Genomic DNA, 17,677 nt, shown 5'->3' on the forward strand with positions numbered 1-17,677 from the left:
CATCTTTATTTCCTCCTATTGCTTATGTAGATTCGCAATTGATAAAAAATCACGTATTTTCTTTAAATCTTTTTTCCCGTCTGTTTCCACTCCACTGGAAACATCCACTAAATCAGGCTGAACCATTTCTAATGCTTCTTTAATATTATCAGTATTTAATCCTCCGGCAAGGATGACTTTTTTTCCTTTAAAATCATAGTCTTTTAATATCGTCCAATCAAAGGTTTTTCCATTGCCGCCATGATATGTTTCTCTTGGGCTATCCAATAATACATAATCACATTCAAATGCAGCCGCTGCTTTCAGGTCTTCTTCTGATTGAATGCTGAATGCTTTAATAACCGGCAAAGAAAACTGGGCAGCAAATTCATTGGATTCATCCCCATGAAGCTGAATAACATTAATGCCAGAACTGTTTGTGATTTCATCAATTTTTTCCTTTGATTCATTCACAAACACGCCTACTTTCCAGATGTCTTTAGGAAGCTCTTTAATAATTGCCTTTGCATCTTCCGCACTTATTTTGCGTTTGCTTTTGGCAAAAACAAATCCTACTGCTTTTGCCCCATTTTCCAATGCACATTGTGCTGCCTCTTTTGTTGTAATGCCACATATTTTTGCACCCATATCTTCACTACCTTAAATAGAAACTTTCATTTGTTTTAATGTTTCTTCTAAGTTTCCGCTTCTCATAAATGTTTCTCCTACTAAAATGGCATTGGCTCCTGCTTCTGCTACTCTTCTAATATCGTCTGCTGTTGCAATGCCGCTTTCGCTTACTAAAAAGCTGCCACTTTTTTTAATCATCGGCGCCAATCGCTCCGTTGTATCCAATGTTACTTCAAATGTTTTTAAATTCCGGTTATTTACGCCAATCAATGAAGCGCCAAGGGCGATGGCGCGTTCTGCTTCCGCTTCATCATGCACCTCCACAAGAACTTCCAAGTCTTTTCCTATTGCATAATCATACAGATTTTTTAACGTTTCATCATCCAATGCTGCCACAATCAATAAAATTAAATTGGCGCCATAATGTTTGGCAAAATCAATTTGAATAGGATCAATAATAAAGTCTTTGCATAAAATTGGCAGTTCTACAGCGGAACGGACTTTTGTTAAATCTTCGAATGTTCCTTTAAAAAAAGGAGTATCTGTTAAAACAGATATAGCATCTGCTCCGAACTGCTGGTAATCTCCCCCTTGTTTAGCTGGGTCTAATTTGCTATTAATCTCCCCTTTTGAAGGCGAAGCCCGCTTAAATTCCGCAATAATAGAAAGAGTATTGGCATTTTTCAATGTATTTAGAAAAGAGTATTTTTGTTTCTTTTGCACAGAAGTCTCCAATTCTTCTTTTCTAGTTTTTAATTCTTCCACAACAGAATGTTTTTCAGCAATAATTTTATCCAATATTGTTCCCATTATATCCCTGCTTTCTGCAATTTTCCACTTTTTTCAACCAATTGCTGCAATTTGCGATACGCTGCACCCGTATCAATACTTTCAGCGGCTAATTGGACTCCTTCTGCAATTGTTTCTGCCCGCCCTGCTGCATAAATGCCGATTCCTGCATTTAATAATACGGTATCTCGGTAAGCCCCTTTTTGTCCTTTTAATACATTTAATAGAATTTCAGCATTTTCTTTTGCGTCCCCACCTCGAATTTCCTCATTTGAATAAACAGGAAGATTTACATCAAAAGGGTGAAGCATTACTTTACGAATGCTGCCATTTTCTAAAATAACCAATTCATTTTCTCCTTGCAAACTAGCTTCATCCATGCTGCCTGCACCATTTAACACAACCGCTCTTTTTCTTCCTAATTTTTTCAGTACTTCTGCAAAAGGCTCGGTAAAATCTTTTCGGTAGATCCCAAGCACTTGAGAATCTAAATTGATTGGATTAGTTAATGGGCCAATTAAATTAAAGATGGTTGGAATTCCCAACTCTCTGCGAACTTTCGTAATTCTCCCCATTTTCGGCTGAACATGTTGTGCAAATAAAAAAGTAATGCCGACACTTTCTAACTGTTCTTCATTTTGCTCTGGTGTAATGTTTAATTTAATGCCCAGTGTTTCCAAAACATCGGCACTTCCTGTTTTACTCGAGATGCTTCTGTTTCCATGTTTTGCAACTGGTATTCCTGCACCTGCCATCACGAATGCAGAAGTACTGGAAACATTAAAGCTTTGCGAACCATCTCCTCCTGTGCCACAATTATCAATGCAGCCTGGCATGCTATTTTGAAATGGAAGGGTTTGTTCTCTAACAGCTTTGACGATGCCGACCATTTCATCGACTGTCTCTCCCTTCATTTTTAAAGCAGTAATAAAGGAAGCAATTTCACTGTCAGATATTGTGTCAGAAAATAACTGTCTTGCAGCAATAATCATTTCTTCTTCTGTTAATGATTGGTTTTGCAATAACTTCTGTAAATATGCTTTCATTTGATTACTTCCTTTCTTGTTTCTTTTATAAAGTTCGCAATTAATTGTTTACCATACCCTGTACCAACCGATTCTGGATGAAATTGAAATCCATAAAGAGGAAATTTTTTATGCTTAATAGCCATAATTTCTTGATCATCACTAGAATGGGCCAATATGGTAAATTCTTCTGGCAATGTGCCATTTTTAATTACAAGAGAATGATATCGCATCACTTCAATCGGCTCTTCTAATCCTTCAAAAACCGAAGATTGCTTTGCTGCTAAAAAGGATGTTTTTCCATGCATAATACTTTCTGCTTTTATTATCTCGGCACCAAATGCGTAGCCAATTCCTTGATGGCCTAAACATATTCCAAGTATTGGAAATTTTTTATATAATTGTTGGATAAGCGCAATCAGTATTCCAGCATTTTCTGGTCTTCCAGGACCAGGAGATAAAACAATTCGATCTGGATTCAGCGCTTGTATCTCCTCAATGGAAATTTTATCATTGCGGATAACTTTCACTTCTTCTCCCAATTCTCCTAAATACTGAAATAAGTTATACGTAAAAGAATCATAGTTATCGATTAATAAAATCATGTTGACCCTCCAAAAATACTTTTAGTTTATGAATGGTTTCCTCATATTCCTTTTCTGGCACAGAATCATACACAATGCCTGCACCTGCTTGGATATATGCCGTTTCTCCTTTAATCACCATGGTTCTTATTGCTAAAGCAAAATCCATATTGCCGTTTTTAGAAAAATAGCCAACTGCTCCTGAATAAATACCTCTTTTTACGCCCTCCAGCTCATTGATGATTTGCATGGCGCGTATTTTCGGTGCACCAGACACAGTTCCTGCTGGCAAACAGGACACAAGTGCATCCACACTAGAATATTCTTCTTTTAAATCGCCGCTTACTTCGGATACTAAATGCATCACATGTTTATATTTTTCTACTTTTAAATATTTATCAACATTTACGGAACCAAAATGGCTTACTTTTCCGACATCATTACGTGCTAGATCTACAAGCATTTTATGTTCTGCCAACTCTTTTTCATCTTGCAATAAATCGTTTGCTAAATGACTATCTTCTTCTACATTTGCACCTCTTGGCCTTGTTCCTGCAATTGGATTAGTAATGACTTTGCCATTATGTGCTTTAATCAAACTTTCCGGTGAGCTTCCTACCACTGCATATTCATCAAAATCTAAAAAGTACATATATGGCGATTGATTCTTAATTCGCAGGCTGCGGTAATAAGAAAAAGGAGAACCTTCTATTTTTGCCGACATGCGCTGGGATGGAACAACTTGAAAAATATCCCCGTTTCTAATATATTCTTTTGCCTTATTCACTTTTTCTACAAATGCTTCCTTTGTAATAGACGGCTGAAAACTAGTTAAAGCAACCTCATCCTTTTCTTCTACAAATGGTATCGTTAGTTCTTCTTTTCGTTTATTTATTTTATCCTGCAATTCTTTTTCCGTTGTTGTATCAGAAAGGGGAGTAGCTATTAAATAAATTATTTGTTCTAAATGATCAAAAATAATCAAATCTTCAAAAAATAATAAGTGTACATCTGGAATGCCAATCTCATCTTTTGCTTCTGGTCCGATATCTTCATATTGTCTAATATTATCATAACCAACATAGCCGATTGCACCTCCAGTTATTGGAAGATCAAATGGCAGTTCCAATTGCCTTTTTGGCAGCAGTTTTTTTACCAAAGTCAAAGATTTTTCGTTGATGACTTCTGTTGTATTTCCTCGAATAATGGTAGAAACCGAACTGTTTCCAATTAACTCAAAGGCGGGATTTGAGCCAATAATCGAATATCTCCCCGAATTTTCATGCTTTAAAGAACTTTCTAAAAGAAACTTCTTTTTTCCTTTTATCCGTTGATAAATGCTGATTGGAGTTAATGTGTCTCCGTCTATTTTTTCAATAAGTAATAAATCTGCTTTTGTAGGCATCAAACTTTCTCCTCCTTATAATAAAGTAACACTAATAATCAGGCTTTTACTCAATAAGTTTCTGTCCACTTGATTTCGCTTCCTTTTGAAGCGAAAGTTAAAAGCCAATTAAATTAAGAATAAAAAAAGTCCCCTACCTGACATCTTCTAAATAAAGATGCAGATAGAGGACGATTAAAAAACCGCGGTACCACCTCATGTTAGAGTGTCAGACACTCTCCCTTTTTAAGTACTAGCAATAAATACTACTCCCTTTAACGGCGGAAACCGGCGAACCATACTTTCCATTTCAAGCTCGCACTCTTAAGTCCATTCTGCAAGTAGATTGTATCGGTTCCCACCAGCCACCGACTCTCTAAAACAACACTCACTAGCATACTACTCTTAATCATCGCTTTTTTTATTTTTTTATATACAAAAAGGGCTCTCTCCTATAAAAAGGACGAGAAACCCGTGGTGCCACCTTCATTAGCTTACAATAAGCTCACTTTAAGAAATGATTGCATATCTATGATGCAATATTTCCGTCTCTTGTAACGACGAGACTTTCGCTAAAGCCTACTTCTTAAAAAAGTTTCGGTTTAGAGGCTCAGAAGTCCATTCACTATTATGTCTACGCTGATTTTCACCACCCATCAGCTCTCTTAAGAATCCATAAAAGTTACTAATCTTCGTCACTGCCAATCACTATGTTGTTATAATCATATGTATTTTTCCGCAAAAAGTCAAGAAAATCTAACTTTTTTTTTATTTTTGCAGCATTTTTTCAAATCGATTGCGCCAATCCATAGCCAAATCTTCCAATAATAGCACTTGTTCGATTTTCTTTTTATTACTTTTATCTAAAAGCATTAAATTTGTTGCATCCCACACTGATATTTCTGATTGGTTTCTTTCTAATAAAGTAAAAGATGAATCTGCATCTACCCTGCCTTCTTTTAATACTTTTAAAAAATAGCCAGTATAGCAGGTCTCCATTATTCTTTTCAAAAACATATTTATATGGTTATACTTAGAAATAGTGGAGCACGGAATTCTTCCTTGCGTCACTTGCACAATTGCCTCACCTAATGAAAAGACATCCCCTATATATGTTTCTTTTTCCACATAACCTGTTGCACAAATATTTTCCCCAAATGCAGGAATCGCCAATTCTGTTTGAAACTCCCTTTCCCAAGCTGCATAATGCTCATAAGGGTAAAAACATACAGCTCTTTCAGGACCACCATGAAAGGCTGGATTTGCCACTCCATCTCCAACAAAACTTTCTGCTGTCAATTGAGCAGATTTTTTTGCTGTTTTTCCAATCGCCGAAATATACCTTTTTTCCTGCCAACTAAGATCTTCTGGTTGGCCAATGCTTAACGCAACAATATTCCCCATATTAATTCCCCTTTCTGTTATTTTGCCTATCTTTTATCTTAATATGAATGAATTAAAAGTCAAAGCCCTTTCCTCCATAATTCTTTTCTTATGTTGATGCTTATTCGTAAAAAAATATCCTCATGATTAGTTAGCTTTTTGTATTTTTTGCTTTATCATCATATACACTTTTTCCCAAAACATTTTTTTACTAATTTGCAGAGGAAAGGCACATATTAAATGTAGTTAACATTTTGAACGCTAAGGAGATAAGTCAAGATGGAGAATATTAATGATAAAAAGACGATTGGCATGTCTATTAATAAAACAACCGATAAAACAAAAAAGAAACAAACCGGAGTATCTAAAATGTCAATCCTTTCGATATCATCGATACCACTGGTTATGACACTGGGCAACAGCATGCTTATCCCCGTATTGCCCTCTATAGAGAAAAAACTGAATATCTCTTCTTTTCAAGTCAGTATGATTATAACTGTTTATTCCATACTAGCAATTCTTTTAATACCTGTTGCTGGATACTTATCAGATCATATAGGCCGAAAAAAAGTAATTATTCCAAGCTTGATTATTTCTGGCATAGGTGGGTCGATTGCAGGAATTGCCGCCTGGTTAATAAAAGACAGCTATTGGATTATATTGATTGGAAGAGCACTGCAAGGCATTGGAGCAGCCGGAGCATTTCCGATTGTCCTGCCGTTAGTTGGTGATATGTTTAAAAACGAAGAAGAAGTTTCAAGCACCTTGGGGGTTATTGAAACGGCAAATACATTCGGCAAGGTGCTAAGCCCTATATTAGGCGCCATTCTAGCAGGATTCATCTGGTTTATTCCCTTTATGGCAATTCCTGTATTCTGTCTTTTATCAGTCATTTTAATACTAATTTTTGTAAAAGCGCCAACTAGTTCAAAAAAAACACTTCCATTTAAAGAATTTATTGTACACACGAAAGAGATAATTCATAAAGATAAAAAATGGCTATATGCTATTTTTTTTATTGGAACTATTGTCATGTTTGTTTTATTTGCAGAAATGTTTTATTTATCTGATGTTCTAGAAAAGAAGTACCATATTAAAAACATCAAAAAAGGTTTTTTCCTTGCTATTCCATTAGGAGCACTATGCATTACTTCTTTTATCGCAGGAAGAAAAATTAAACAAGACCAAATGCTGATGAAATGGATTACTTTCAGCGGCATTATAGCTATTATTATCGGTACAGTCGCTTTAAGTTTTCACAATAGTTTATGGTATGTTATCGGTTTTTTAACATTATCCGGGATTGGAATAGGAGCGAGCCTTCCTCCTCTTGATGCATTAATTACAGAGGGCATTGAAAAAGAAGAGCGGGGCACTATTACAAGCATATATAGTTCCATGCGGTTTATTGGAGTTGCTGCTGGACCACCTATTATGGCCGTTTTGATAAAACACGCAAGCCACACTCAATTTTATATTTTAAGCGGCATTACATTGCTTGCAGCACTTGCCGCATTTTTCCACTTAAAGCATGACAGCAAAACAGCAAGCTGACTAGATTATCATCCCCCCCTTTTTCATCTATTTAAGTGAGGGGGTTTTAATTATATTATGCTAATTAGAATTATGCATTCAAAAGAGATGCCTCAGTTTATAATTTATTTTTACGGCTCTTGTCTGTTTTAACCATAGCCATACAATAAGCAATAAGCTGCATTAAAGATTTTTTTCCATATACAAAAAAGTACCAGCAGAAGATATCACCTTTTAAAAGAATATTTATTTTGCATAAAAAAGAGGATGTAAAGGTCTTTTCGACCTTTACATCCTCTTTTTGTTTTATTTTTATTTTTCAGCTAGTGGCTTTTTTAAAATTCCTAATAAAATGGCCCCTATTACTGCACCAATTAAAATGGCTAAGAAGTATAATAATGGACTGCCATCCACTAAACCTACAACAAAGATTCCTCCATGTGGTGCTCTAAGTCCGATATTAAAGAACATGGATAATGCGCCAGTAACTGCTGCACCAATTGCGACTGATGGGATAACACGCAATGGATCTGCTGCTGCAAACGGAATCGCGCCTTCTGTAATAAAAGATAATCCCATAATATAGTTTGTTGGAGCCGCGTCACGTTCTTGTTTTGTAAATTTATTTTTAAAGAATGTAGAAGCCAATGCAATCGCAAGCGGTGGAACCATACCGCCCGCCATAATAGCTGCCATTGGTTCATACACACCATTTGCAATTAAACCTGTTCCAAAGACATAGGCTGATTTATTGATTGGGCCACCCATATCGATTGCCATCATACCACCTAAAATAAGTCCTAATAATACTGCATTTGCTGTTCCTAAACCAGATAACCAATCTGTAATAGCTGTATTCAACGCCCCAACAGGTCCGTTTACTACATAATGCATTAATAATCCTGTAATTAAGATTCCTAGTAATGGGAATAAAAGAATCGTTTTGATTCCTTCAAGAGCTTGAGGCATTACTTGCAATGCTTTTTTCAAACCGATAACAACATAACCTGCTAAGAAACCAGCAATTAAACCACCAAGGAAACCGGCACCGCCGCTTGCTGCCATCATACCGCCAACCATACCTGCTGCAAAACCAGGACGGTCAGCAATACTCATTGCGATAAATCCTGCTAAAACTGGAACTAATAGAGCAAAAGCGTTATCTCCGCCAATTGCTTTTAGTACTGCCGCAAAAGCATTGTAGCTTGGATCGTCAGGATTGGATGAATTATAGCCAAACATAAAGGAAATCGCAATTAAAATTCCCCCACCGACAACAAATGGCAACATATTGGAAACACCATTCATCAAATGTTTATAAAATCCTGATTTGCCTTTTTTGCCGCTTTCGCTGTCAGAAGATGCTGAACTAGAACCGCCTTGATAAATAGGAGCATCTTGATTTAATGCTTTTTCAATTAATTCTTTTGGCTTTCTTATCCCATCGGCAACTGGAGTTTCCAACACATGCTTCCCTTTAAACCGTTCCATTTGCACTTTTGTATCTGCTGCAACAATAACACCTGTTGCATTTGCAATTTCTTCTGGCGTCAGAACATTTTTTGCTCCGCCAGAACCGTTTGTTTCTACTTTAATGTCAACTCCAAGCTCTGCTGCTTTTGCTTTTAAAGAGTCTGCTGCCATATACGTATGGGCAATTCCTGTTGGACATGCTGTAACGGCAACAATAAAGTTCTTTTTGTCTGCAATATTTTGTTCTTCTTCTTCCTCTTCTTCATCATAACTGTCAATAATATCTACCACATCTTTTTTTGTTGCTGCTGCAAGCAATTTAGCACGCACTTCTTCTTTCAGCAAGATAGTAGATAAACGTGATAATGCTTCAAGATGGGTATTATTTGCGCCATCTGGAGCAGCAATCATAAAGAAAAGGTGAGCTGGCTGACCGTCTAACGACTCATAGTCTAGTCCATCTACAGAACGTCCAAAAGCGATGGCTGGATTTTTTACAGCGCCAGTTTTCGCATGTGGAATGGCAATGCCTTCTCCAATACCTGTTGTACTTTGCTCTTCTCTTTTTAAAATAGCTTTTTTATATTCTTCTTTGTCTGCTAATTTCCCTGCATTATTTAACGTATCAACTAATTGATTAATTGCATCAATTTTTTGTGTTCCTTCTATATTTAAAAGGATAGTTTCTTGCGTTAATAATTCTGTAATTCTCATCAGATAACGCTCCTTTTTCTATTTATTCGTTTTATTTTTCGCTATTATTGAATAACTACTTGAGGCAATAAACTTTCTACTTTTTCTTTTGTACATAAGCCTATTGAAAATGCTGTCGCACTGCCTGAAGCTACACTATAGCGAAATGCTTCTCTAATATCTTGCGTTTCTTGATATTTTGCTAAGAAACCAGCTACCATGCTATCTCCGGCACCTACAGAGCTTTTCAGTTCGCCTTTTGGAACTGTGCTAATGATTGTTTCATGCTCATTAACCAATACAGCGCCATCGCCTGCTAAAGATACAATAACATTTTGCGCACCACGTTCCAGCAGCTTTTTAGCATATGGAATTACTTCTTCCACACTTGTTATTGTTGTATCAAATAATTCTCCCAATTCATGATGGTTTGGCTTAATAAGAAAAGGATTGTATGGAAGTACTTTGTTTAATAGTTCCCCTTCTGCATCCACTACAAATGACACATTATTTTTATGGCAAATTCCCACTAGCTCTTCATATGTTGTTTTGGGTAAAGTAGATGGAATGCTGCCTGCAAGCACTAATAAATCTTCTGAAGTCAGTTCTCCGATTTTTTGTTTTAGTTCTTTAAACTTTTCTTCTGAAATAACAGGACCATTTGCATTTAATTCTGTTTCTGTATCAGCCTTTACTTTTACATTAATCCTCGTATCTTCTTCCACTTCTACAAAATTTGTTGCAATATTTTCTTTTTGCAGCTGATCGACAATATAATCCCCAGTGAAACCACCGACAAATCCTAAAGCTTTGCTAGAAACCCCCATGCGATTTAGTACGCGGGAAACATTTATTCCTTTTCCTCCAGCAAATTTGCTTGGATTGCCTATTCTGTTTAACTCACCTAATTGCACCACATCTAATTCGATAATGTAATCAACAGATGGATTTAATGTCAATGTGTAAATCATACTTTCACAACCTTTATACGTGTTTTACTTGCATACATTTTACTTACTTCTTCATTAAGATGATTAGTTATAATAGTAGCTTCATGCAAATCTGCAATCTTAGAGAAATACACTTCCGAAAACTTGCTGCTATCTGCCAGTACATATGCTTCTCTCGAAAGTTTCATGGCTGCGTATTTCATCATCGCTTCTTCTTGGTCAGGTGTAGTATACCCTGAATTAGGATGAATACCATTGACTCCCATAAAACATTTATCAAAACGATAATTATTTAAACTTAATAATGCGCCCCTGCCCACTAATGCATTGGTCTTTTCTTTTATATATCCCCCTATCAGATAGGTGCTGATCCCAAGTTTTATTAAGGGTTCCAAGTGCATTAGTCCATTCGTTACCACTACAATATTTTTATGTGCCAGATAGGGAATCATCTCTGTTACAGATGACCCTGCGTCTAAATAGATGCTGTCCCCTTCTTCCACAAATTGCGCTGCAAATGAGGCGATTGCTTGTTTTTCATGACGGTTTTTGGATGTTTTTTCACTCATGCTTGGTTCAGTCAATTTCCCTTGCATTTTGCTTGCCCCGCCATGCACTCTTTTTAAAAAACCTTCTTCTTCCAATAATGTTAAATCACGTCTAATCGTCGATTCTGAAGTATGTGTTATTTCTACAAGTTCCTGTATTTTAACAATATTTTTTTCCCTAATTAACTGCAATATTAATTGATGGCGTTCAGGTGTTAACACCTATTCACATCCCCTTTTTTAGAGTATGTGCTTGCTTTATATAGCATATAATACTGTAATCGATTTCAATGAGCAAGCATTTTCTTTCAAAATTCGTCAAAAAGTTTCATATTTTGATAGTTTGTGAACGTTTTTCGTATTTTCAGTTTTTTTCTTTATTTTTTTAAATAACCGTTGTTAAATCCTCCTATTGATTTCCGCTTCAAGCGTTCGCTTTGCGCGGGCGATCCGGTCGCCTGCAATGTCTCCCTTTTACTCGCTTCTCCCGCAGGAGTCTCACACCTTTTGCTCCAATCAATAAAGTGTCTCAAAATCAACAATAAGCTTTAACATAACCTGAAAAAAGCTGAAATTCCCTCCTACTATTAGCTTTATTATTGTATTTCTTCTATAATGAAAAAATCGACAAAATTTTTCAGGAAAAGGATTTAATAAAATGAACAAAATCTCCTACTATTATTTAGAATTAGTTAAGTTGATTATTACCGCTATTATTCTTTTTGCACTGTTTGGTGTAATCAATGATGCAATTATTGAAGGAATAACTGGATCATCTTTCCCAAACCCTGATTTTCTTCAGTATAAAGGCTCTCATGCTTTATACATTTTACAGCATATCGCTTGCGCACTTCTCGTATTTGTTTTGTACAAAAATACCATTCAATTTATTGGTTTCAACAAAAATAAAAAAGGAAAGAAACTTTCTCCGAAATGGTCAAAAACCATCATCTATTCTTCCTTTTTGATAATTATTATTTATTATTTATTTTTATTGCTGCAATAATTCACCCATCTTTCTATTTCATCTGTTTTTTTTGCTTCTAAAAAAATGATTGCGGAAATGGACAGAATAAGTTGCCACCAAATCAACATATAGATGTTTTCATCCACTGCATCATTGCATATAGCTATCAATCACACCAAATGTTTTCGATTTTAAGGAGAAGCGGCTTTTTCGAGCAAAAATCAAGACAATACATCAAAATCAATCATGTTGATAATGGATTTTACGAGTTATAAAAAAGCCGCACCAGCAAAAGAATACAAAACAAAAAAAAGAAGCTGTAATCGAGATTACAGCTTCTTTTTTTTGTTTCAGCACCCTAGCGCTTTGCGAATCTTTCATATATATCCTGCAAAGTGTTACAGCCCATCTCCTGTGCCTTGCACAAATATTGCGACCAGAGAATAGCTGTTAGTTTTGCATCACCTAATGCATGATGACGATTTTCAATGGGGATTTCACTGTATTTGCACCAATCTTCCAACGTGATAATGGAATGATTAGGCGCCACAATTTTAAATAAAAAAGAGGTATCAACAATACGATGCTTAAAAGGTGTTTTAAATTGCTTCCAACATGCAGATTGCATAAAGTTTTTTTCATGTGAAGAGTGATGGGCGACTAATGTATCATCTTTAATAAATTCAAAAAACTTCACCATTACTTCTGATAAATTCGGCGCGTCCAATAAATCATCGTTGCTAATGCCAGTCAAGTCTGTAATTTCTCCAGGCACTTCTTCCTTAATGTGAACCAACGAGTAAAATTGCTCCTCCTGTATTTCACAGCCTATGACTTTTACCGCTCCAATAGAAATAATCTGATCTCCCTTTTCAGGGAAAAAACCAGTTGTTTCAATATCAAATACAACTGTTTTTAAATCCTGCAAAACGAGGCGGCTTGCCACCTCCACTTTTAAATCCTTTTGAAACTGCCTCATAAATGCAAGCTGCTGAGAATTAAATCCTGATGAATTTGTATTTAACACACTTGAATTTACTTTTCCATACAAATCTCGCATATACTGAAGAAAAGATTCTACCCCCATGTTAACACCCTTTTTCAATTATCCTTTGAACCTGTTGATATAATTTTATTCCGTTTCTCAGCAATTGTTTAATTTCTTGTCTTTCTTCTTTTGTCAATTGATTAATATTTAAAAAATGAACATCGCTGTATGTTTTGGCATTTCTAAATAAACCAATTCGATAGGCTAATATTTCAGCAAAATATTTTTCATAAGGAATTAGAATTGTTTGGTAACGCTCCATGGTTTTTAATCGATTCATTCTTTCCAACGTGGAGGTTTCTTGAATACCTTCTTTGATGGCAAGCAGCCTAATGGAATTGACATACGGCAAATACAGCGTATTCTTTAAATGAATCGAGCCTTTATGAGGACCTGTTCTTTCTACAAAAAACTGGCCAAAAATGCCGACACCTTTTTTGATTCTCATGACATTGTTAGAAAATCGTTTTAAAAGGGAAGGCTTAAAAAAACGATATTCATGAATAAACGTTCGCAGCTCCTCTACATAAACAGCGTCACCTGCGAGTTTTCTAGCATCATAAAAAATTTGCAAAAACCGTATCGTTTCCCAACTCCCTGTTTCCATCCATTTCAACAGCTGTTTCTGCCAATCGTCTAGTGATCTGCACCAAATAGGATTGCTGCTCATTACATTTCCTTCACAATAGGAATAGCCTACTTCATTGAGCGCATCGCTTAATTTTTTGCCAAATGTTAAAAAATACTGCTGATGACTGGCACTTGTTTCCTTAAAAATAATGCCGTGGTCCTGATCACTGAACAATCCTTGTTCCAATCTTCCTGCACTGCCAGTGACAAACCAGACAAATTCACAAGGAGGCCTTCCGGCAGAAGTTATATAATCTTCTAAAGCTACTGCAAAAACCTTTTTTAAGATTTCATCATGACACCTGTTTAATTGCACATTTGTTTCTGATGCTTTCTTAATTTGTGTTTTTTTATATTCCTTTATTTGACTGATTCGAATAGTATAAGAGCACATTCATGCACTTCCCTTTATAAAAGATAAACGGTGGATAAAAAGGATATCCTCCTAAAACAGCGAGCCTAGCCGTTTGTTACGTTTGTTTTACGCATGTTATATATTATAACATTCTTTCAGATGAAGTGAATCTCCAATTAGGCTTTTTACTGGCAGGTTTCTCCCCACTTCCATCACTTGTTTCTTCTTCTAATTTTGTCGCGGAAATCCAACTTGCCATTGAGCCAGATAAAGCGCACATCATAATTCATTGACTGCTCCCACAGCTGAAGCAGTAGAATTCCCACCCCAAAGCTCGTTAAATAGAATCTTCTTTCACACGTTCTATTTGCTGCAAGTTTTCCTATGTCATACAAACCTTCGGTTCGCAAAAAGAGCCTAATCTCTAGCGACTCTCATTAGGCTACCCCCGTGTGCCCCACGGTTCTAAACGAATAACATTCATTCGCTTTTTGAAAGGATTCTCAATCCTTCGGCCAAGATGTTTTTTGCCGCATTTTGGTCTCTGTCGTGTTTAGTTTGACAACTTGGACATTGCCATTCCCGAATAGCTAAGTTTTTCGTTTTTTTATTTTTAAACCCACACTGACTACACAATTGAGAAGAAGCATAGTTAGAACCAACTACCACCAGTTCTTTGCCGTACCATTCACACTTATAAGTGAGTATTCTTCGAAACTCTGCCCACGACACATCCGAAATAGCCTTTGCCAGATTGCCATTTTTTAATAGATTTTTTACACGAATGTCCTCCATGCTAATTACTTGGTTTTCGTGAACCAGCATTGTCGTGATCTTCTGTAGAAAATCTTCTCTCGCATTGGCCATTTTTTCGTGTGTTCTTGCTACTTTTTTCTTTTGTTTCCACCAATTCCGGCTTCCAATTACTCGTCTAGAAAGAATTCGTTGCTCTTTTTTCATTTTTTCTTCTACACGATAGAAAAATTTAGGATTATGTATAACAGTGCCATCTGAAAGGGTGACAAATGCTTTCAACCCAACATCCACACCTGTTTGGAACATACTGATTTGAGTCGGTTCTTTTCCCACTTCTGCTAAAACAGAAACAAAATATTTACCGGAAGGTGTTCTTCGAACGGTTGCGCCGATGATTCTTCCTGTCACTTCTCTTGATTTAGCAAAACGAACTTTCCCTACTTTCGGCAAGGTGATATAGTTTTCCTCTACTATTCGTATCGTTCCGACACCTTTATTATAGTTACATTTGGAAGTGTACGACTGCATTTCATTCTTTTTGGATTTAAATTTCGGTTTACCTTTTTCTTTTTTATAATAAGCATTGTAGGCTTCTCCTAGATGTTGAAGTGCATTTTGAATAGCAGTAGAATCTACTTCTTTTAACCAGGAAGTGATTTTCTTAAAAGCCGTATTTTCTTTCATCGAAGCATTTGCATTGTATCGAGGACCTTTCCATTCATTGGAAAGCAACTGTCCATTTTGAACCATTTCTTCGGTGATCCACCATAACAAGTCCTTCTCTTTTTGTTTTCTCAACGCCACATTATAAGAATAGCGACAACAACCGATTGTTCTATTGATTTGAGTAGCTTGTTCCTCAGTTGGGTACAAACGGAATTTAAATCCTTTATGATAGGTCGTATTATTTTCCGTCATTCCCCTCACCCCCCATACGAACATATGATCCTATTATTATCATATTTTGAAAACAAAAAAGGCAAGTGAAACCACTATTGTCTTCCTTATATTTCCAGATACTTGAAGTACCGCAAACCGTTGTTTTTGCGGCACTCCGTATCTGACCTCACTTTCATCCCACCCCTGAAGGAGTAGACTTTCTCGTTCGGAAAATCTGTAAAATAATCGGAGCCTCACTATAATAGCGAGGCCCTCATGTCTTTTTTATTATATGTTTTTGCTTTCTTCATTAGGAAGGAAAGCTTCTGGATATCCGTATGTTCCATGTTCACTAATATCCAAGCCCATAATCTCTTCTTCCTCGGATACACGAATTCCGCTTACTTTTTTGATAGCCAATAAGATAATATAACTTACAGCAAATGCGAAGATTGCACATGTTACAACACCTAACGCCTGAACTCCTAATTGATGGAAACCGCCTCCGTAGAATAATCCAGGCTTACCTACTGTAGCAAGCTCTTTTGTTGCAAACAAACCATTTGATAAAGTTCCCCAAACACCTGCAGTACCATGTACAGATAATGCAAAAATCGGATCATCAATTTTTCTGTTTTCAAAGAAACGAACACTATAGAATACTAATACTCCAGCAACTAAACCAATCACAACTGCTGCCCATGTATCAACGAATGCACATGATGCTGTAATTGCAACTAATCCTGCAAGAGCCCCATTTAAAATGGTTGTAATATCCGATTTCCCCAAAACAAGCCAAGAGATAAATAATGCAGAAACTGCTCCGGCAGCAGCCGCTAAATTTGTATTTAATGCAACAAACCCAAAAAAACCATCTGCTACAGAAACTGTACTTCCTGCGTTAAATCCAAACCAGCCAACCCAAAGGATAAGAACGCTTAGTGCTGTGTATACTTGGTTATGTCCAAAAATCGGATTGGCCGAACCATCCGCATTATATTTGCCAATACGTGGTTTTAATAGAATAGTAGCCGCCAACGCTGCCATTGCACCAGTCAAATGAACTACTGTAGAACCGGCGAAGTCTTGTTTTCCATGTTCAGCCAACCAGCCGCCGCCCCAAATCCAGTGGGCAATGACCGGATATACAATCGCAGAGAATAAAAGTGAAAAAATAACATAAACAGATAATTTCGCACGTTCTGCAAAACCGCCAAGAGCAATTGTTAAAGAAATTCCAGCAAAAGCTAATTGGAACACAAAAAATACGGATGTTTGTAACGCTGCACCATCTGCTTGTGCGCCAGAATAGAAGAAATCAGTTAACCCAACAAAAAAGTTGCCATTTCCTCCAAAGATAAACCCATATCCAACAGCCCAGAATACTAATGATGAAACCCCAAATGTAAAGACTGTTTTACCAGCAATATGTCCAGCATTTTTCATTCTTGTAGAACCTGCTTCTAATAAAATGAAACCACCTAACATAAAAATAACTAAAATTGCAGCAACCATCGTCCACAAGCTGTTCATTAAAAACTCTAATTCTTCCATTTTGAGCTTTCCCCCTTTATATTATGTATATTATCTTTACTTTAAGTGTCACATTTCCTAACACTTTATTAACTTTATTTTACCCATATTAAATTTTCTGTCAATACGATTTCTTTATTTAATTTTCAAAAAAATGAAATAATTATTTGTTTCCCTTTATTTTACGTGATCTAATAGCCTTTTAGAATAAAAAACTATTTTTTTATGAACAAACAAGGAAAGCGCTACCATAATTGTTCGTCATTCTTTTTTCTACCTTCTCCATAATAAAAGGGGTGTATTAATATGCCAGATACATGACATATTAATACACCCCAGTAACCTAAATTTTGCTTGCAATTAGCAAATAAATGTCGCACCAACGATAATCAACAAGATAAATAATACTACGATTAATGCAAATCCGCCGCCGTATCCAACTCCACCAGCATATCCACAACCACCGTATCCATATCCTGCTCCATAACCGTAACCACCGTACATAAAACCTTCCCCTTTCTACATATATATTTTAATC

The 17,677-nt window shown here is 36.3% G+C and carries 17 protein-coding genes and 2 other annotated features; of the genes, 2 read left to right on the forward strand and 15 right to left on the reverse strand.

The window, feature by feature from the left end; all coding sequences use genetic code 11:
- Positions 1-15: 15 nt before the first annotated feature.
- The 6 genes from NCCP28_RS00710 to NCCP28_RS00735 all read right to left on the reverse strand — a co-directional run bounded on the left by NCCP28_RS00710 (position 16) and on the right by NCCP28_RS00735 (position 5,795).
- Positions 16-627 (reverse strand): phosphoribosylanthranilate isomerase, encoded by a 612-nt coding sequence (locus NCCP28_RS00710; protein WP_248559505.1) that lies wholly within the window; start codon positions 625-627, stop codon positions 16-18.
- A 12-nt stretch (positions 628-639) separates the two neighbouring features.
- Positions 640-1,419 carry an indole-3-glycerol phosphate synthase TrpC gene (trpC, locus tag NCCP28_RS00715; RefSeq protein ID WP_248559506.1) on the reverse strand — a complete coding sequence of 260 codons (780 nt, stop codon included), beginning with the start codon at positions 1,417-1,419 and terminating at the stop codon, positions 640-642.
- On the reverse strand, positions 1,419-2,444 hold the full coding sequence (gene trpD / locus NCCP28_RS00720; protein ID WP_248559507.1) for an anthranilate phosphoribosyltransferase: 1,026 nt from the start codon (positions 2,442-2,444) through the stop codon (positions 1,419-1,421). The genes trpC and trpD overlap by 1 nt, the downstream gene beginning before the upstream one ends.
- Positions 2,441-3,028, reverse strand: coding sequence for an anthranilate synthase component II (locus NCCP28_RS00725; protein WP_248559508.1), 588 nt, complete (start codon positions 3,026-3,028; stop codon positions 2,441-2,443). Before NCCP28_RS00725 ends, trpD begins: the two co-directional genes overlap by 4 nt.
- Positions 3,009-4,412 (reverse strand): anthranilate synthase component I, encoded by a 1,404-nt coding sequence (gene trpE / locus NCCP28_RS00730; RefSeq protein ID WP_248560253.1) that lies wholly within the window; start codon positions 4,410-4,412, stop codon positions 3,009-3,011. The genes NCCP28_RS00725 and trpE overlap by 20 nt, the downstream gene beginning before the upstream one ends.
- Positions 4,413-4,575: 163 nt before the next feature.
- Positions 4,576-4,813: a binding site (T-box leader), on the reverse strand.
- Positions 4,814-4,847: 34 nt separating this feature from the next.
- Positions 4,848-5,099, reverse strand: a binding site (T-box leader).
- 60 nt (positions 5,100-5,159) lie between these two features.
- A complete protein-coding gene (locus tag NCCP28_RS00735) occupies positions 5,160-5,795 on the reverse strand; it encodes an MOSC domain-containing protein (RefSeq protein WP_248559509.1) in 636 nt (211 codons plus the stop codon).
- A gap of 258 nt (positions 5,796-6,053) precedes the next feature.
- Between NCCP28_RS00735 and bcbE the strand changes: the two genes are divergently transcribed.
- A complete protein-coding gene (gene bcbE, locus NCCP28_RS00740; protein WP_248559510.1) occupies positions 6,054-7,328 on the forward strand; it encodes a bacillibactin exporter BcbE in 1,275 nt (424 codons plus the stop codon).
- A 291-nt stretch (positions 7,329-7,619) separates the two neighbouring features.
- Here bcbE and NCCP28_RS00745 read toward each other — a convergent pair whose 3' ends face one another.
- From NCCP28_RS00745 to NCCP28_RS00755, 3 genes are read right to left on the reverse strand one after another with little or no spacing between them, the layout of a single operon-like run.
- Positions 7,620-9,494 (reverse strand): PTS fructose transporter subunit IIABC, encoded by a 1,875-nt coding sequence (locus NCCP28_RS00745; protein WP_248559511.1) that lies wholly within the window; start codon positions 9,492-9,494, stop codon positions 7,620-7,622.
- A gap of 44 nt (positions 9,495-9,538) precedes the next feature.
- On the reverse strand, positions 9,539-10,444 hold the full coding sequence (gene pfkB, locus NCCP28_RS00750) for a 1-phosphofructokinase (RefSeq protein WP_248559512.1): 906 nt from the start codon (positions 10,442-10,444) through the stop codon (positions 9,539-9,541).
- Positions 10,441-11,193, reverse strand: coding sequence for a DeoR/GlpR family DNA-binding transcription regulator (locus NCCP28_RS00755; protein ID WP_248559513.1), 753 nt, complete (start codon positions 11,191-11,193; stop codon positions 10,441-10,443). The genes pfkB and NCCP28_RS00755 overlap by 4 nt, the downstream gene beginning before the upstream one ends.
- Before the next feature lie 436 nt (positions 11,194-11,629).
- On the opposite strand from NCCP28_RS00755, the gene NCCP28_RS00760 reads away from it, so the two are divergent.
- On the forward strand, positions 11,630-11,977 hold the full coding sequence (locus NCCP28_RS00760) for a hypothetical protein (RefSeq protein WP_248559514.1): 348 nt from the start codon (positions 11,630-11,632) through the stop codon (positions 11,975-11,977).
- A 319-nt stretch (positions 11,978-12,296) separates the two neighbouring features.
- Here the strand turns inward: NCCP28_RS00760 and NCCP28_RS00765 are convergent, their stop codons facing one another.
- From NCCP28_RS00765 to NCCP28_RS00790, 6 genes are all read right to left on the reverse strand, one after another.
- Positions 12,297-13,025 carry an exonuclease domain-containing protein gene (locus tag NCCP28_RS00765; RefSeq protein ID WP_248559515.1) on the reverse strand — a complete coding sequence of 243 codons (729 nt, stop codon included), beginning with the start codon at positions 13,023-13,025 and terminating at the stop codon, positions 12,297-12,299.
- A gap of 1 nt (position 13,026) precedes the next feature.
- Complete coding sequence (locus tag NCCP28_RS00770) at positions 13,027-14,010, reverse strand: DUF294 nucleotidyltransferase-like domain-containing protein (RefSeq protein WP_248559516.1); 984 nt, start codon at positions 14,008-14,010, stop codon at positions 13,027-13,029.
- A 103-nt stretch (positions 14,011-14,113) separates the two neighbouring features.
- A complete protein-coding gene (locus tag NCCP28_RS00775; RefSeq protein WP_248559517.1) occupies positions 14,114-14,254 on the reverse strand; it encodes a hypothetical protein in 141 nt (46 codons plus the stop codon).
- Between the two features lie 197 nt (positions 14,255-14,451).
- Positions 14,452-15,645, reverse strand: a complete 1,194-nt coding sequence (gene tnpB / locus NCCP28_RS00780) for an IS200/IS605 family element RNA-guided endonuclease TnpB (protein WP_248559518.1) — start codon at positions 15,643-15,645, stop codon at positions 14,452-14,454.
- Positions 15,646-15,894: 249 nt separating this feature from the next.
- Positions 15,895-17,160, reverse strand: a complete 1,266-nt coding sequence (locus NCCP28_RS00785; protein WP_248559519.1) for an ammonium transporter — start codon at positions 17,158-17,160, stop codon at positions 15,895-15,897.
- 339 nt (positions 17,161-17,499) lie between these two features.
- Positions 17,500-17,643: a YjcZ family sporulation protein gene (locus NCCP28_RS00790; protein ID WP_101177047.1), complete on the reverse strand. Its 144-nt coding sequence runs from the start codon at positions 17,641-17,643 to the stop codon at positions 17,500-17,502.
- Between the last annotated feature and the right edge of the window lie 34 nt (positions 17,644-17,677).

This window comes from Niallia sp. NCCP-28, assembly GCF_023168165.1.
In the GTDB taxonomy this organism is placed as follows: domain Bacteria; phylum Bacillota; class Bacilli; order Bacillales; family Cytobacillaceae; genus Niallia.

What these genes read in the sequence shown, in the direction of transcription:
- NCCP28_RS00710 (WP_248559505.1), bottom strand. Translation starts at nt 627, where the DNA reads ATGGGTGCAAAAATATGTGGCATTACAACAAAAGAGGCAGCACAATGT.
- trpC (WP_248559506.1), bottom strand. Translation starts at nt 1,419, where the DNA reads ATGGGAACAATATTGGATAAAATTATTGCTGAAAAACATTCTGTTGTG.
- trpD (WP_248559507.1), bottom strand. Translation starts at nt 2,444, where the DNA reads ATGAAAGCATATTTACAGAAGTTATTGCAAAACCAATCATTAACAGAA.
- NCCP28_RS00725 (WP_248559508.1), bottom strand. Translation starts at nt 3,028, where the DNA reads ATGATTTTATTAATCGATAACTATGATTCTTTTACGTATAACTTATTT.
- trpE (WP_248560253.1), bottom strand. Translation starts at nt 4,412, where the DNA reads ATGCCTACAAAAGCAGATTTATTACTTATTGAAAAAATAGACGGAGAC.
- NCCP28_RS00735 (WP_248559509.1), bottom strand. Translation starts at nt 5,795, where the DNA reads ATGGGGAATATTGTTGCGTTAAGCATTGGCCAACCAGAAGATCTTAGT.
- bcbE (WP_248559510.1), top strand. Translation starts at nt 6,054, where the DNA reads ATGGAGAATATTAATGATAAAAAGACGATTGGCATGTCTATTAATAAA.
- NCCP28_RS00745 (WP_248559511.1), bottom strand. Translation starts at nt 9,494, where the DNA reads ATGAGAATTACAGAATTATTAACGCAAGAAACTATCCTTTTAAATATA.
- pfkB (WP_248559512.1), bottom strand. Translation starts at nt 10,444, where the DNA reads ATGATTTACACATTGACATTAAATCCATCTGTTGATTACATTATCGAA.
- NCCP28_RS00760 (WP_248559514.1), top strand. Translation starts at nt 11,630, where the DNA reads ATGAACAAAATCTCCTACTATTATTTAGAATTAGTTAAGTTGATTATT.
- NCCP28_RS00765 (WP_248559515.1), bottom strand. Translation starts at nt 13,025, where the DNA reads ATGGGGGTAGAATCTTTTCTTCAGTATATGCGAGATTTGTATGGAAAA.
- NCCP28_RS00770 (WP_248559516.1), bottom strand. Translation starts at nt 14,010, where the DNA reads ATGTGCTCTTATACTATTCGAATCAGTCAAATAAAGGAATATAAAAAA.
- NCCP28_RS00775 (WP_248559517.1), bottom strand. Translation starts at nt 14,254, where the DNA reads ATGATGTGCGCTTTATCTGGCTCAATGGCAAGTTGGATTTCCGCGACA.
- tnpB (WP_248559518.1), bottom strand. Translation starts at nt 15,645, where the DNA reads ATGACGGAAAATAATACGACCTATCATAAAGGATTTAAATTCCGTTTG.
- NCCP28_RS00785 (WP_248559519.1), bottom strand. Translation starts at nt 17,160, where the DNA reads ATGGAAGAATTAGAGTTTTTAATGAACAGCTTGTGGACGATGGTTGCT.
- NCCP28_RS00790 (WP_101177047.1), bottom strand. Translation starts at nt 17,643, where the DNA reads ATGTACGGTGGTTACGGTTATGGAGCAGGATATGGATACGGTGGTTGT.